This window comes from Thalassospira sp. CH_XMU1420-2 (assembly GCF_037029325.1).
GTDB classification, from domain to species: Bacteria; Pseudomonadota; Alphaproteobacteria; order Rhodospirillales; family Thalassospiraceae; genus Thalassospira; species Thalassospira povalilytica.
The window spans coordinates 104,636-119,296 of the sequence record NZ_JAYMEG010000004.1; the positions used below are offsets into that span (position 1 = coordinate 104,636).

At 55.4% G+C, this 14,661-nt stretch carries 12 protein-coding genes; 8 read left to right on the top strand and 4 right to left on the bottom strand.

Annotation, left to right across the window (positions count from 1 at the left end):
- Positions 1–65 precede the first annotated feature (65 nt).
- Entirely contained in the window at positions 66–890 is an 825-nt protein-coding gene (locus tag WA429_RS14250; protein ID WP_250280975.1) for a tetratricopeptide repeat protein, read from the bottom strand.
- A 244-nt stretch (positions 891–1,134) separates the two neighbouring features.
- Here WA429_RS14250 and WA429_RS14255 point away from each other — a divergent pair, with 244 nt between their 5' ends.
- Together WA429_RS14255 and WA429_RS14260 are read left to right on the top strand one after the other, a co-directional pair.
- On the top strand, positions 1,135–2,037 hold the full coding sequence (locus WA429_RS14255) for an SDR family oxidoreductase (RefSeq protein WP_287464658.1): 903 nt from the start codon (positions 1,135–1,137) through the stop codon (positions 2,035–2,037).
- A gap of 208 nt (positions 2,038–2,245) precedes the next feature.
- Positions 2,246–3,253, top strand: a complete 1,008-nt coding sequence (locus WA429_RS14260) for a complex I NDUFA9 subunit family protein (protein WP_101246814.1) — start codon at positions 2,246–2,248, stop codon at positions 3,251–3,253.
- Positions 3,254–3,412: 159 nt separating this feature from the next.
- On the opposite strand, the gene WA429_RS14265 is transcribed toward WA429_RS14260, so the two are convergent.
- The 3 genes from WA429_RS14265 to WA429_RS14275 all read right to left on the bottom strand — a co-directional run bounded on the left by WA429_RS14265 (position 3,413) and on the right by WA429_RS14275 (position 7,663).
- Positions 3,413–5,458: a methyl-accepting chemotaxis protein gene (locus WA429_RS14265; RefSeq protein WP_287464660.1), complete on the bottom strand. Its 2,046-nt coding sequence runs from the start codon at positions 5,456–5,458 to the stop codon at positions 3,413–3,415.
- Between the two features lie 258 nt (positions 5,459–5,716).
- Positions 5,717–6,499: a cobalt-precorrin-6A reductase gene (locus WA429_RS14270; RefSeq protein WP_114112204.1), complete on the bottom strand. Its 783-nt coding sequence runs from the start codon at positions 6,497–6,499 to the stop codon at positions 5,717–5,719.
- Positions 6,500–6,541: 42 nt separating this feature from the next.
- Positions 6,542–7,663 carry a cobalt-precorrin-5B (C(1))-methyltransferase gene (locus WA429_RS14275; RefSeq protein ID WP_287464662.1) on the bottom strand — a complete coding sequence of 374 codons (1,122 nt, stop codon included), beginning with the start codon at positions 7,661–7,663 and terminating at the stop codon, positions 6,542–6,544.
- A 225-nt stretch (positions 7,664–7,888) separates the two neighbouring features.
- On the opposite strand from WA429_RS14275, the gene cobA reads away from it, so the two are divergent.
- The 6 genes from cobA to WA429_RS14305 all read left to right on the top strand — a co-directional run bounded on the left by cobA (position 7,889) and on the right by WA429_RS14305 (position 14,494).
- Positions 7,889–8,758, top strand: coding sequence for a uroporphyrinogen-III C-methyltransferase (gene cobA, locus WA429_RS14280; protein WP_101246818.1), 870 nt, complete (start codon positions 7,889–7,891; stop codon positions 8,756–8,758).
- A gap of 98 nt (positions 8,759–8,856) precedes the next feature.
- Positions 8,857–9,633 carry a sulfite exporter TauE/SafE family protein gene (locus tag WA429_RS14285; protein ID WP_287464663.1) on the top strand — a complete coding sequence of 259 codons (777 nt, stop codon included), beginning with the start codon at positions 8,857–8,859 and terminating at the stop codon, positions 9,631–9,633.
- Positions 9,634–9,829: 196 nt separating this feature from the next.
- Entirely contained in the window at positions 9,830–10,444 is a 615-nt protein-coding gene (locus WA429_RS14290) for an SCO family protein (protein WP_287464665.1), read from the top strand.
- 109 nt (positions 10,445–10,553) lie between these two features.
- The gene (locus WA429_RS14295) at positions 10,554–11,912 is read left to right on the top strand and encodes a cobyrinate a,c-diamide synthase (RefSeq protein WP_287464666.1); all 1,359 of its coding nucleotides are present in this window, start codon (positions 10,554–10,556) and stop codon (positions 11,910–11,912) included.
- Between the two features lie 120 nt (positions 11,913–12,032).
- On the top strand, positions 12,033–12,497 hold the full coding sequence (locus WA429_RS14300) for a YcgN family cysteine cluster protein (protein ID WP_114112210.1): 465 nt from the start codon (positions 12,033–12,035) through the stop codon (positions 12,495–12,497).
- Positions 12,498–13,000: 503 nt separating this feature from the next.
- A complete protein-coding gene (locus WA429_RS14305) occupies positions 13,001–14,494 on the top strand; it encodes a methyl-accepting chemotaxis protein (RefSeq protein ID WP_101246823.1) in 1,494 nt (497 codons plus the stop codon).
- Positions 14,495–14,661: the final 167 nt, after the last annotated feature.

Below are 14,661 nucleotides of genomic sequence, written 5' to 3' on the forward strand. Positions count from 1 at the left end.
GGGATCACTGATCACCAGACATATACAAAGGATGCTGGTTTCGGCAAACCCGGAGCATGATGCATTTAATCTGAACCGGTACGAACATCCATCTTTTCTATATTCGCTTTTGCCGCATCTGCGACAGGGGTTCCGTTTGAATTTTCTATGACATTTAGCCAGTCGCGTCGCGCCAGGTCATTTTTCCCGGCGATCTGGTACAGTTTTCCGCGTTCAAACAAGGCCTGAACGTTGTTCGGTTCAATCACCAGCGCATTTTCAACATCGGTCATGGCAAGGTCATAGCTTTCAAGCATTCGCCATGCCGACGCCCGATAGATCAGGACATCTGCCTGATTGGGATCAAGATCAAGCGACTTGTTCAGATCGTCGATCGCATCCCAATACTGCCCGGCAAGGCCAAGCGCCATCGCGCGATCGACCCACAATTGCGGGTTATTGGGCACAAGTTCGAGTGCGCGGCTCTGATCACGCCAGGCAAATTCAAGATTGTTTGCCATCATCCAGGCCTGACCGGCCTGGGCCAGCATGCCGGCAACAACACCGGGGTCTGCGGTGCTGTCCTTGGCCAATGCATCAAGCCGGGTTGCGGCTTCTTCATATTTGCCAAGTGATATCAGTGCCACGGCAACGCAATGGCGCGCCGGTTCTCCGCCACCCATGTCGCGCCAGGCAATAGCACTTTCAAATCCGTCTTCGGGCTTAAGCTGGGCCAGCTTGATGCAGTCCTGATATTGCTGCTTTTCCTCAAGCGACAATGTTCCGTTGGTATCTGATCCGCTGCCAGACTGTGCATACAGGTTCGGGGCCGCCCAGATGCTGACGAAACCCGCCAGGAAAAGCGTGCCGGTGGCGCGCGAAAGGGTCGAAAGGCCGCGAAAATGTGACATGGCGTCAAAAGCTCCGTTTCTGGCAGGATCGGGTCGATAACAGCATAGGCACGATGGTAATGATCCACCATGCCCGAATGCCCATCTCGCCAACAAACATGATGAAAACGGCAAGATAATGATTGTCTTGTAAATGGTTTGTGGCACAAGGCCCCGAAACATCACGGCAAAAGGTTTTGAACAGCAGGCCTGGCATCGCTACTGTGCGCACAGGGACGATCACCCATCAAATACAGGTGCCTTGATGACCAATAAGCTGTTTTGTTTCGGACTGGGTTTTTCCGCACGTCTTGTGGCGGATCAATTGCGCGAAGATGGCTGGAAAATTGCCGGAACCACGCGCAGTGCCGATAAGGCAAGATTGCTTGCAACCCAGGGGATCGAGCCATTTGTTTTTGGGGATGATCAGCCCGTTGACGATATCAGATCGGCACTGGACGGTGTTACGCATGTTCTGGTTTCGGCCCCGCCCGGCGGGGATGGTGACCCGGTGATCCGTCATCATGGCGCCGATCTTGCGGCCCTGCCCGAAGGCACATGGATCGGCTATTTGTCGACCACCGGCGTTTATGGCGATCGCAACGGCGGCGAAGTCACCGAAGAAGACGACCTTTTGCCAAGTGGCAAGCGCGGCCGCCGCCGGGTTGCTGCGGAAAAGGCATGGTTTGATCTGGGGCGTCGGCACGGTCTTTGTGTGCACAGTTTCCGGCTGGCGGGGATATACGGACCGGGGCGCAATGCACTTGAAACAGTGCGATCGGGCCGCGCACGCCGGATCGTCAAACCCGGTCAGGTCTTTTCACGCATCCATGTCGAAGACATCGCCCAGACGGTTCTGGCATCAATCAGAAAGCCCGATTGTGGCGCTGTTTACAATGTGTGCGATGATGATGCCGCCCCGCCACAGGATGTGATTGCCTATGCTTGCGGGTTGCTTGGCGTGGATCCCCCGACCGAAGAAGACTTTGCCACCGCAAAGCTCAGCCCGATGGCCGCAAGCTTTTATGAAGATAACAAACGTGTCTGCAATGCACGGATCAAGGACGAATTGGGGGTTACGCTGCGCTATCGGGATTACCGGGCGGGTCTGATGGCTCTTTTGGACGGAATATTGGCCAAAATCGACGCCGAGCAGGAAATTGTTTAACAAAACCGCATTGTTGACGCGGATTAAGGGTCGTATATAACCCAAGTGCCTGCGGACAATCATATCGTCTTCGCGATGGGCACCATATGATTGTCCACAGGATCGTATTCGGATCGGGCCGGTCTGCTGAACCGGTCGTCACGGCAGTTGGCACCCGCAAGTCCCTGAAAATCCCGGACCTGGTGTCACCGGCAAGGAGAGAGCAAGCATGGAACGTCGTATCGTAACCGTCTTTGGCGGCACCGGATTTGTTGGACGTCATATCGTCAAACGTCTGCTTGAACGTGACTTTATCGTTCGTGTTCCGACCAGAAGTTTCGAGCGGGTCAAAAAGCTCAAACCGATGGGCTATCTGGGGCAAGTCGTTCCTGTTCATTGCGATGTCCGCAACGAAGACAGCATCAAGGGTGCGATTGACGGATCAGAAGCCGTGATCAACCTTTTGGGCATTCTTTATGAACGCGGCAGCAGCAACTTCCTGAACATTCACGTCAAGGCGGCCAAACGTATTGCCGAAGAAGCCAAGGCATGCGGCGTTAAAACCTTTGTGCATATGTCGGCCCTGGGCGTTGATAAGAACAGCTCGGCCAATTACGCGACCTCGAAGCTGGCTGGCGAAAATGCGGTGCGCGAAGTTTTCCCGACTGCCGTGATCTTCCGTCCGTCGGTGATCTTTGGCCCGAATGACAATTTCCTGAACAAATTCGCGACCATGGCGCGGTTCTCGCCGGTTCTGCCGGTGATCGGTGCGCCGGGCCTGCCCAAGGTCGACCTTGGCGAAGGCAAGGTCGATATTCTTGGTGATGGTGGTCCGAAATTCCAGCCGGTTTACGTTGGCGATGTGGCGGATGCCTTTGTTGCTGCTGTTTGCGATGCAGGCCTTGCAGGCAAGACCTTTGAACTGGGCGGGCCGGAAACCTATTCCTTTATGGGTCTTCTGCGCGACATGTTGCGCATCACCCGTCAGCGCGCGATCCTGATGCCCGTGCCGTTCTGGCTGGCATCGATCAAGGCATTCTTCCTTCAATTCCTGCCAGTCCCGCCGATCACCCCTGATCAGGTCCGGTTGCTCAAGGTTGATAATGTCGTCTCCGAAGGTGCGGCCGGCTTTGCCGAACTGGGAATTACCCCCAACAGTCTTGAGGCCGTGGCACCGTCCTATCTGAAACGGTTCTGTCCGCCGCGCAAATCCGGCGAATTCCGCCGCTTCGTCTAAGACGCAGCGTCGACGCAGGATCCGGGATCAGCGACCCGGCACCGCATGATGATGACAGACCCGGATCAAAACCGGATCAATAATCGAAAACCCCGCCAGAAATCTGGCGGGGTTTTATTTGTTTCATCGGATCGAAACCCGGTATCGGGGCAGAACGGACTAGCCGGCGCGAACGCGGGCGACAAAGCCGTTTGCTTCGTCCTGAAGGCGCTGGGCCTTGGTCAGAAGTTCTTCGGCTGTGCTGCGTGCATTCCCCGACAGGTTCTGGACGGCTTCGGCCGAGCGCGAGACTTCGGTCATGTTTTCGGAAACATCACGCACGCCGCGTGCGGCTTCTTCGGAACCGTTGGCGATCTCGGCGGTGGCCGATCCCTGCTGGCGCATGGCAGCTGCGATCGAACTTGAAATCGCATCGACCTCGCCAATGGTGTCGGCAATGGCAGAAATCATCTCGACGGCGGATGCGCTAACCGTGCGCATTTCATCGATCTGACGGCTGATATCCTCGGTCGCACGCTGGGTCTGGGTCGCAAGGTTTTTGACCTCATTGGCGACAACAGCAAAGCCTTTGCCGGCATCACCGGCACGGGCGGCCTCAATCGTTGCGTTAAGGGCCAGAAGGTTGGTCTGATCGGCGATGGTATTGATCAGGTCAATCACCTCGCCGATTTTTTCAGCCGTGTCCGAGAGCTGGCGCACGGTAACATCCGAACGACGGGCTTCTTCAACGGCGGAACGTGAAACTTCTTCGGCCTTGCTGACCTGACGTTCGATTTCGGCGATCGACGCAGACAGTTCCTCGGTCGCGGACGAGACCGAACTGACATTTGCCGACGCATTGTGTGATGCGCTGCTGACGTCCGTAGCCCGCGCAACGTTTTCACCGGCATTCGATGCCATATGGTCAACCGCGTTGCGCATCTCAGTGATCTGGCTCAGCAGATCGGTGACAAGGCCATTGACCGAACTTTCAAACCCGTCGGCCATTTCCAGAAGTGCCGCGCGGCGTTTCTGTTCGGCGCGTTCTTCGTTGGCCTTGTTCTGGGCCCGCAGTTCTTCGGCCTCAAGCGCGTTTTCGCGGAAGGTTTCAACCGCGCGCGCCATGGCGGCAATTTCATCGCTGCCCTTGTCGGCAACCGGGGTGCGCAGATCGCCATTGGTCAGACGGTCCATCGCCCTGTTCAGACCAATCAGGCGTGCCAGAAGGTTGCGCTGCACATACAGCCAGACAATCAGGATCGAAATAATGATTGCCGCTGCGGCAACTGCCAACATGACGGTTTCAGCAACCGTGATGGTTTTGCTGACATCGGCATTGGCGACATCGATCTTGGTGCGCATTTCAGCCAGAAGTTCGTCGGCTGTCTGTCCGATGCCATTGGCAATCGTTGTGGTTTCTGCCAGCAAATCGTTCAGGGTAACCTGTTGCTCAAGGGCGCGTTGGCGCAATGCAAACAGGTTGGTATCCCCATTGGGATCAAGACCGGCGGCCAGAATTTCAAAACTTTCTTCCGACTTGGTCTTAAGGTCCTCGACCGGAATTTCGGCAATACTGGCCGACATCTGGGTGATGATCGGATTGGACCAGAACTTGACCCGGTCAAGCCCGTCAATATCGGTTGCCGAACTTGCAATACGTGCCAGATCCGGGATTTTGAGCGCCAATGCCCTTAATTCGGACATGCTTTGTGCGGTCAGGGCATCTTCATCAATCAACTGATCAAGAAGGTCGAAAATTTCGCCTTCTTTGTCTTCCTTGCCAACCAGGCTGTAAAGTTCGCCCGCATTGTTGGTCAGGGCCATATTCGCATTGGTCGACAATTCACGCGAACTGACTTCAATGGCGTTTGCCGCACGAATGACTTCGTCGAGCAGCGCGTTCAATTCGTCGCGATTGGCAAATACCGTTCCCATGGTTTCTTCAAGGCGACGGATATTGACGATCATATGCCCGGTCTGTTCGGAAAACTGCTGAAGGATCGCGCCATCAACGCCAAGTGCGGCCAGACCCGCAATGCGATCATTCATCTGGTTTTCAACTGCATCAAGTGTCGCGGTGGCAGCGGCGACCTCGTCCAGGTTGGTTGCGCTGGCGACCGCGCGGGCAATCTGGATGATCGCGTCACTGCTGACATAAAGTTCCTGTCCGCTGACAAGTGCGGGAATTGCCTGGGCTGTGACGATCCGCTGCTGGGATTCCGTCATTCGAAAAGAAAAAACCGCCAGTGCGGCGGCACAAACAGCAAGTAAGGCAATGGGGACAATCGCCGCCATTAACCTACCGCGCAAACCAACTTTGCCGGTCATGATATTCCCACTCTATGGATTGTTCTGGTTATACGAGGTCAGAACCCGTTTTAAGTCGGAATTCGGCCCCTGACGGCTTGTTGCCGTCTTTCGGGCATTATTGAATCAAAGTCACTAATGGTCCAGCAGTGTTTGCGTTGCAATATTGCGAAATTATTATTTATCGAGAAACTTTTGGACGCTCTCGAGTATAATTTCGCGACTTGTTGCTTGCGTTACCGGTTCGGCACCCGGTCGTTCAATCATGATGACCGGTAAACCGAGATTGCGGGCGGCCTCGATCTTGGCAAAGGTCGCGTCGCCGCCGCTGTTTTTGCAAACGATCACATCAATATCGTGACGTTCAAGAAGTTCGGTTTCACTTTCAATACTGAACGGGCCACGGGCGAACAGCCATTCCCCATAGGCCAGATCGAACGGATCGCGCGGTGCATCAACGGTGCGCACCAGAAGCCACGTTTTTTCAAGTCCTTCGAACGCATGCAGGTTTTTGGCCCCACAGGCAATCAGCGCGCGTGTCCCGTGTTGGGGAAGAATACGTGCCGCTTCCTCGATCGAGCGGACCTCGATCCAGTTGTCGCGATCGGTTTTTTTCCAACCCGGCCGGTAATATTGAATGCAGGGCATGGCAACCGCCTGACAGGCCTGGGCGACATTGCCGGAAATTTCGATGGCATAGGGGTGGGTTGCATCGATCACCAGATCGATCTGTTCACTTCTGATATAGGAAATGATGCCTTCGGGCCCGCCAAATCCGCCAATCCGTACCGGTACACCGTCCGGAAGGCTTGGCGCGCTGGTGCGTCCGGCCAGCGAAAGCTGCAACCGGATGTCACGCCCGAATTCATGCATCAGGTCTTCGGCAATGCGGTTGGCGTCCCCGGTGCCCCCAAAAATAAGGATATGTTTCGGGCGTTTGGCAGGGCGGGAAAGCGACATGGGCAAGTACCTTATTCTCTTTTGATCGGTCCACGGGATGGATCAGTTGGTTATTTTGGGCCTGAACTGGTCAAAGTCACCAATCCCCTGACGGGCAATAATCATCCCGTCGCGATCGGTAACGACAATTTCGACCGCGCCGGCGCCATCAAGGGTGGCGCGCGCGGACTCACAGGCCAGACGCGCAATGGTCCTGGCAATATTAACGTTTGCCGCCTGACAAAGTTCCAGCACCTGTTTGGCCGTATTGGCAGTTTTCACCTGTTCCTGAAGGTCACCGTCCCCCCCGGCAAGCCCGACCGTCCCTGCAAGCTTGGCAAAGTCGACCTGGGACCGGCTGCTATGAAGGTCAAGATGGCCTTGCGCCAGTTTGACCAGCTTGGCAAAGCCGCCGGCGATGCTGATGAACGCGACCGGGTTCTTGCGCAGATATTTCAACATCCCGCCGACAAAGTCGCCCATATCAAGAATGGCTTCTTCGGGAAGATCGTAAAATGTGCGAATGGCGGCTTCCGATGTTTTGCCGGTCGCCCCGGCAACATGGATGCGCCCGGTGGCACGGGCCACATCGATCCCACGATGAATGGAATGAATCCACGCCGAACAACTGAACGGGATCACGATCCCCGTGGTGCCAAGAACCGACAAACCACCGACAATGCCCAACCGGCCATTCCAGGTTTTGGTGGCAATTTCCTTGCCCCCCGGGATCGAAATTTCGATTTCAACATCACCGGCAGCCCCGAACGTTTCACACAGTTCGGTGATCTGACCGATCATCATTTCGCGCGGTTTGGGATTGATTGCAGCTTCGCCGGGCGGCAATGGTAAACCCGGTTTGGTAACGGTGCCAACCCCGTCCCCGGCGTGAAATGTAATGCCGCTTCCTGGTGTGCCATGGCGGACGGTTGCGATGATTTCCGCGCCATGGGTCACATCCGGATCGTCCCCGGCATCCTTGATCACGCTGGCCCGCGCCCAGCCCGTTCCGCGTTCGGCCTTGACCAGTGCAAAGGACGGCGTTTCCCCGCGCGGCAGGGTAATGGTCACCGGATCGGGAAAATCCCCGGACAGCAAAGCCTGCCACGCAGCACGGGTCGCAGCGGTGGCACAGGCCCCCGTTGTCCATCCCTTGCGCAGCGGTCCGTCCGGTTTTCTGGCCATACGTTGATTTTTCCTGTCAATCTCACTACTGATCCCGGTATGGATCGGTGCGGGCAATGCCGCAACGGGATATTCAATTAAACATTATTATTAATGTTGTTTAAAAATTAATACGACAAAATTACGGAAATAAGTTGGACGTATCGTTTGATTGCTGTTTAACATATTCTCTCAAAGTGGTCCTGCACAGATGGGCCAGATTCCAATGCACAGAAGTATGATATAATGACGGCTCTTGGTCTTGATTTTCCGGTATTTGAACCGGGTTGGGTATGGCTGGTTGGTGCGGGTCCGGGGGATCCGGGCTTGCTGACGCTTCATGCGGTTAACGCCATGCAACAGGCCGATGTCGTTGTGTATGATGCCCTGGTTGATGAACGGATTCTCAATCTTTTGCGGGCTGATGCCAAACGCATCTATGCCGGCAAGCGCGGCGGTCGTCCGTCCTCAAAACAGACCGATATTTCATTGCAACTGGTCGAACTGGCCAAACAGGGGTTGCGTGTCCTGCGTCTTAAGGGTGGCGATCCGTTCGTGTTTGGCCGTGGCGGCGAAGAAGGCATGACCCTTGTGGATCACAATGTGCCTTTCCGTGTGGTGCCCGGCATTACTGCCGGGATCGCCGGGGCGGCCTATGCCGGTATTCCGACCACCCATCGCGACTGCAATTCGTCGGTCACCTTTGTCACCGGCCACGGATCAAGCGGCGATGTGCCGGACAATATCAATTGGGCGGCGCTGGCCAAGGGTGCGCCGGTGCTGGTGATGTATATGGCGATGAAACATCTGCGCCGGATTTCTGCCGAACTGATGACCAACGGCCGGTCCGGGGATGAACCGCTGGCTGTGATCAATCAGGCAACCACACCCGATCAGGGCATTTTGATCACCACCCTTGAAAAGGCCGCCGACGATGTCGAACGTGCCGGCGTTGAACCGCCGGCAGTCTGTATTCTTGGCAAGGTGGTCGGATTGCGTGATCGTCTGAACTGGCTATCGCCCCAGGATGATGTCAAATCGGTGCGCAATGTCCCGTTTGAACAGGTGCTTGAACTGATCTCGACCCCGTCCGATCCGCTTAAGGATCAGGGGTAAGGCACAGATTAAATCCGTTCCAATGGATTGATATATATCGTTGTCCGTAAGCCCCGTGCTTGTCACAATCGCGCCAATCGATTTGACCCGGATGGATCATGGACGAACAACAGGTATTGATCCGCATCCTTGAAAGCGGCTGGGCACAATGTGCTGAAATCCTGCGCGATGATGGCGGGGTGATTTTGTCTGCCCTGATCGCAGGTTTGGTGGGCAGTGTTACCCATTGTGTCGGAATGTGCGGGCCGTTCGTGATTTCACAGGTCACCAGCCGGATGGAACAGCTGCCGGTCGACAAGATGACCGAATTCCATCGTCTGACCGGGGCGGCATTACTGCCCTATCAGTTCGGGCGATTGACCACCTATTGCCTGTTGGGGGGCTTGGCCGGGTTCTTCGCCGATGGCATCACGGCATTGACCCGCATCTGGTGGATCGGTCCGGTCTTGCTGGTGCTGGCAGGGGTGTTTTTCCTGATTTTCGGGATCATGGGCCTTTTACCGCATCTGGGCGGGCTATTGCCGACGACGGGGGACAGCCGATGGTGGAACCGGGTTTTTGGTGACCGTTTGCGTCCGCTTTTTGCCGCACCTTTCGGGTTTCGCGGATATGCCCTTGGCGTGATGCTGGGCTTCATTCCCTGCGGGCTGGTTTATGGTGCCCTTGTTCTGGCTGCGGCCACCGGTGTCGCATTGAACGGGGCGGTGGTGATGCTGGTCTTCGGGATGGGCACGGTGCCGATGCTGTTTGTGACCGGCTTTGTCGGGCAATATGCCGCGCGGCGTTTTCGCAGCCTGATGGTGCCGGTCGGGCGTGGCTTGATGATCGTCAATGGATTGATCCTGTTTGCCCTGGCGGCACAGGCGGTGGTTTGACCATGCATGCCCGATTTCCAGCCATCTGTGGGTGGGGCGAAATTCATCGGCTTTATATGGTTTTGCACCGGGGTGTGAGCTTTCCCACAGTCGCTGCCCTTGCAGGATTGAACAGGGCATTTATAGTGCCCGGACAGTTTGGAATGCTTAAAGATCGGCCAATCGGGATCGGTCGACGATAAAAGAGGTAGGACGCGTGAGCAAAAAGACGCTTCTGGCAATTCTGGCGATTGCACTGGTTCTGGGGATCGGGCTGACCTATCGGCTGATGATGATGGGTACAGAAACCCAGTCATCGGGTGCCGCATCGATCGGCGGGTCGTTCGAACTTGTCAATCAGGACGGCAAGACGGTCACGGAAAAAGACTTCGCCGGGAAATATATGCTGATCTATTTCGGCTATACCTATTGCCCGGATGTCTGCCCGACCGAATTGCAGGTCATGGGCAATGCTCTTGATCTGATGCCGGACGATCTTGCGAACGAAGTCACACCGGTCTTCTTCACCGTTGACCCCGAACGTGACACGGTCGAGGCCATAAAGGCCTATGTCCCCAATTTCCATGAACGCATGGTCGGGCTTACCGGCACCGTGGCGCAGACATCGGCGGCTGCCAAGACCTTCCGGGTCTATTACGCCAAAGCCATCCCCGAAGGCGAGCCGCAAGATACCGATGCCTATTTGATGGATCATTCTTCCTTTGTCTATCTGATGGACCGCAACGGGCAGTTCATTCGCCACTTCAATTACGGCACACCCCCCGAAGACATGGCCAAGGGCATTACCGAAGCGGTTAAAAAGAACGGCTGATCTTTCCGGAATGCTATGATTGCTGGGCGGGGTGGACTATTGTCCCCACCCTGTTACCCAATGATCACGGGGCCCAGACCGGCCCCGATCCGTGCCGGAGAACCACCAAATGCAAGACCCCGTTCCAGGCATCCTGATTGCCGCCCCGTCGTCAAACAGCGGCAAAACGGTTGTGACGCTGGCGATGTTGCGCGCGCTGACCCGTCGGGGACAATCTATTGCCGCGGCAAAAACCGGTCCGGACTATATCGATCCGGCTTTTCAGGCGGCGGCTTGTGGCGATCGCTGTATCAATCTTGACCCTTGGGCGATGACCCCCGATCAGATCGCCTCCCTTGCCGCCGGGCATGCGGCAGGAAAATCATTTCTGATGTGTGAAGGAGTCATGGGCCTGTTTGACGGGGCGGCCAACGGCGATGGATCAACCGCCGATCTTGCAGCCCAGACCGGCTGGCCGGTGGTGCTGGTGGTTGATGTAAAGGGGCAGTCGGCCTCTGCGGTGGCGCTGATTTCGGGATTTGCCAATTTCCGCAAGGATATCACTGTTGCCGCCGTGATCCTTAATCGCGTCGGCAGTCCGCGCCACGCCAAAATGATCAGGGACGCCTGTGCCAAATATCTGCCGGATCTTCCGATCATCGGTGCGGTGCGCAGATCCGATGATCTGAGCTTGCCCGAACGCCATCTCGGACTGGTTCAGGCCGGTGAACATCCCGAACTTGGCGCATTCCTTGACCGTGCTGCCGATATTATCGCCGAGGATATCGATCTTGATGCCCTTGTTGCATTGGCCGCAGGGAAACAGGATGGTGGTGAGCATGGCGAGACTACGGTCCAGACCCCAACGCTGACCCCGCCACTGACGCCACCGCTGATCGCGCCGCTTGGCCAAAAAATTGCTGTGGCCCGTGACGCGGCATTTGCCTTTTGCTATGCGCATATTCTGGATGGATGGCGTGCAGCGGGGGCGGAAATCAGCTTTTTCTCCCCGCTTGCCAACGAGGCCCCGGACCCCGCATGTGATGCGATTTATCTGCCCGGCGGTTATCCGGAACTGCATGCGGCAACCCTTGCTGCGGCTGATCGGTTCAAATCGTCAATGCGCGATGCTGCGGCCCGTGATGTTGTGATCTATGGCGAATGCGGTGGCTATATGACGCTTGGCACCGAACTGATTGATGCCGGTGGCACACATCATGAAATGCTGGGTCTTTTGCCACTGGCAACCAGCTTTGCTTCCCGACGTCTGCATCTTGGATATCGCGAAGCAAAGATCGGCATTCCGACCCCGTTCGGCCCGGCCGGAATGACGGTGCGCGGTCATGAATTTCACTATGCCACGACATTGTCGGAAGACGGGATTCCGTTTTGCCGTATGACCAATGCGCTGGGGACTGATCTTGGTCCGGCCGGTCTTGTTTCCGGGCGGGTATTCGGATCGTTCTTCCATATGATCGCCAAGAGTTGAATATTTGCGCCGATATCGTGAGTTCGCGGGATGCAGCGGGCTGTATAAACTGTATTATCAATGGTCCCGCACATACCCACGCATACACGCATAGATAAGACCGCCCGCATGAGAGAACCCATGACCGACAACGATTCCGGCACATTTCCGTCACAGCCCTATTGGGAAACCAAAAAACTTGCCGAAATGTCGCGCGAGGAATGGGAAGCCCTATGCGATGGCTGTGGCAAATGCTGCTTGCACAAGTTGCAGGATGAAGACGACGATTTTGTCTATTACACGTCGGTTGCCTGTCGTTTGCTCGATTGCGAAACCTGCCAGTGCAAGGACTACCCAAACCGCACCGTGCATGTCCCTGATTGTGTCCAGCTTTCCAGGGAAAATGTCGATACCCTGAACTGGATGCCATCGACCTGTGCCTATCGTCTGTTGTCAGAAGGAAAAGGATTGCCTGACTGGCATCCTCTTGTAACCGGCAATCGGGAGTCTACATTTATGGCAGGCATGTCGGTACGCGGAATGGTGATTTCCGAAGATGACGCCCATCCGGATCTGACGCGCTATATCGTGAAATGGCCTGCCTGATCCGGGGCCTTGCGGGTCGGCCGGGAAACCATTTTACGAAAAAATTGTGTTGATCTATCCTGTCGTATATATATGATTTCCTTGATCAATTATTCCCGCAATGAATGGTTGTTCATTTTGATCTGATGGTAAAAACCGTGCGTATCAGACGCCAGAGAGTTTTTGACAGCGATATGGGGCATTATCTGCATACAAACGCGCAACAAACGTGCAACAAATCTTAGATAATCAAATACGTATGTGTGTGGTATCCAAGTTGTTCTCGTGGCACTTGTGACAGTCTGGCTAACTCCGTCGTTATGCATTTGCGTGCTGGGACAGGAAATTTTCCCGGATTTGGGCTAATTTCTATCAATTGAAATCCGGGTTTACGACAGCTCATTCAACGCCCTTCGGGCGCAGGCAAACTATACGAAGGTGGTGGCCTATGGAATTGCCCGTCTGAACGGACGGGCAAGAGGGGCTCAGGACATGCGCCTGGGCAGAGCGGAAGGACGTGTAAAGTGGGTTTCGGTATCTTCAAAGGTGACAACAAGCATGCATTGGCCGAGGAACAGGTCTCGGCAGCACTGAGTCGCTCGATGGCGCGCATTGAATTCGATGCAAAGGGAAACATCCTGTGGGCCAACGACAATTTCCAGAATGTGATGGGCTACTCGCTCGAAGAAATCGTTGGTCAGCATCACTCCATGTTCGTGCCCGAAGAAATCGTGCGCTCTGCCGAATATCAGGGGTTCTGGAAAAAACTTGGCGCGGGCGAATTTGCCAGCGGCGCCTTCCCGCGCAAACGCAAGGACGGTCAGCTTCTGTGGCTTGAATCGACCTATAACCCGATCTTTGACGATAAGGGCAAGGTCCTCAAGATCGTCAAATTTGCCAGCGACATTACCGAACGCCGTAACGAACGTGCCCTTTTGCAAAGCGTGTTCGAAGCCATCAGCGCATCCCAGGCCGTGATCGAGTTTGACCTTCAGGGGCATATTCTCAAGGCCAATGAAAACTTCCTGACGGTGATGGGCTACAGCATGGATGAAATCCGCGGCAAGCATCACTCGATGTTTGTCGAGGGCGACTATGGGAAGTCTTCCGAATACAAGGCCTTCTGGCAGAACCTTAATCAGGGCAAATTCCAGGCCGGCCAGTTCAAGCGCGTCGGCAAGGGCGGTCGTGAAATCTGGATCGAGGCAAGCTACAACCCGGTTCTGGACGCGGTCGGAAAACCGATCAAGGTGATCAAGTTCGCCACCGACATCACCGAACAGACCAAACTTCTGCTTAACCTCAAACAGATGATCGATGGCAACTTTGCCGAGATTGAAACCAACATCGCCAACCTTAATCAGCGCACGGCAAACGGTGTTGATGTTTCTGCCAACACCCTGGAACTCACCAAAACGGTCGCCGCCAGCGCCGAACAGATGGCAGCATCGATTTCCGAAATTTCGCGCAGCATGTCGCAATCGCAGTCGGAAACCGAACGCGCCTTTGATCAGACCGAAACCGCCAATGAAATGACTCAGCGCATGACAGGTGTGGTCGATGAAATGGGCAGCATCGTCGAAGTCATTCGCAATATTGCCGGACAGATCAACCTGCTGGCATTGAACGCCACCATCGAAAGTGCGCGTGCCGGCGAAGCGGGCAAAGGCTTTGCCGTGGTCGCCAACGAGGTCAAAAACCTTGCCAATCAGGCCGCGCGCGCGACCGAGGATATCTCCCAGGAAATTACCGGCATCCAGTCAATTTCCGCCGAGGTTGCCCACGCGCTTGAAGTCATTCGCGGATCGGTCGAAACCGTGCGCAACGATGTGACAAACATTTCTTCAGCGGTGGCCGAACAGACCGCCGTTACCGATAATGTCAGCGTCAATATGCGTGATATGGCCCACACGGTCGAAGGTCTCAGCCGTGATCTCGAAGTGATCCGTGCCACCAGCGACGAAGTGGCTTCTTCGGTATACAAAACCCGCGAAGCAGCCGAAGTTCTGGCGCGATAACTGAAATACGATTTGATATCAAAATCTTATCAAAGGCAGGGCCAATGTGCCCTGCCTTTGCAGTTCTGTGACAATTTGCCAGTGCCGATTGGGCTAAATCCGGAACAACTTGCTTTGCAGGGCGCAAAATCGCAAGAATAGCCGCCTGAAATTGGCAAGCTGTGTGG

Coding starts and splice junctions, on each gene's coding strand:
- WA429_RS14250 (WP_250280975.1), bottom strand. CDS start 890: ATGTCACATTTTCGCGGCCTTTCGACCCTTTCGCGCGCCACCGGCACG.
- WA429_RS14255 (WP_287464658.1), top strand. CDS start 1,135: ATGACCAATAAGCTGTTTTGTTTCGGACTGGGTTTTTCCGCACGTCTT.
- WA429_RS14260 (WP_101246814.1), top strand. CDS start 2,246: ATGGAACGTCGTATCGTAACCGTCTTTGGCGGCACCGGATTTGTTGGA.
- WA429_RS14265 (WP_287464660.1), bottom strand. CDS start 5,458: ATGACGGAATCCCAGCAGCGGATCGTCACAGCCCAGGCAATTCCCGCA.
- WA429_RS14270 (WP_114112204.1), bottom strand. CDS start 6,499: ATGTCGCTTTCCCGCCCTGCCAAACGCCCGAAACATATCCTTATTTTT.
- WA429_RS14275 (WP_287464662.1), bottom strand. CDS start 7,663: ATGGCCAGAAAACCGGACGGACCGCTGCGCAAGGGATGGACAACGGGG.
- cobA (WP_101246818.1), top strand. CDS start 7,889: ATGACGGCTCTTGGTCTTGATTTTCCGGTATTTGAACCGGGTTGGGTA.
- WA429_RS14285 (WP_287464663.1), top strand. CDS start 8,857: ATGGACGAACAACAGGTATTGATCCGCATCCTTGAAAGCGGCTGGGCA.
- WA429_RS14295 (WP_287464666.1), top strand. CDS start 10,554: ATGCAAGACCCCGTTCCAGGCATCCTGATTGCCGCCCCGTCGTCAAAC.
- WA429_RS14300 (WP_114112210.1), top strand. CDS start 12,033: ATGACCGACAACGATTCCGGCACATTTCCGTCACAGCCCTATTGGGAA.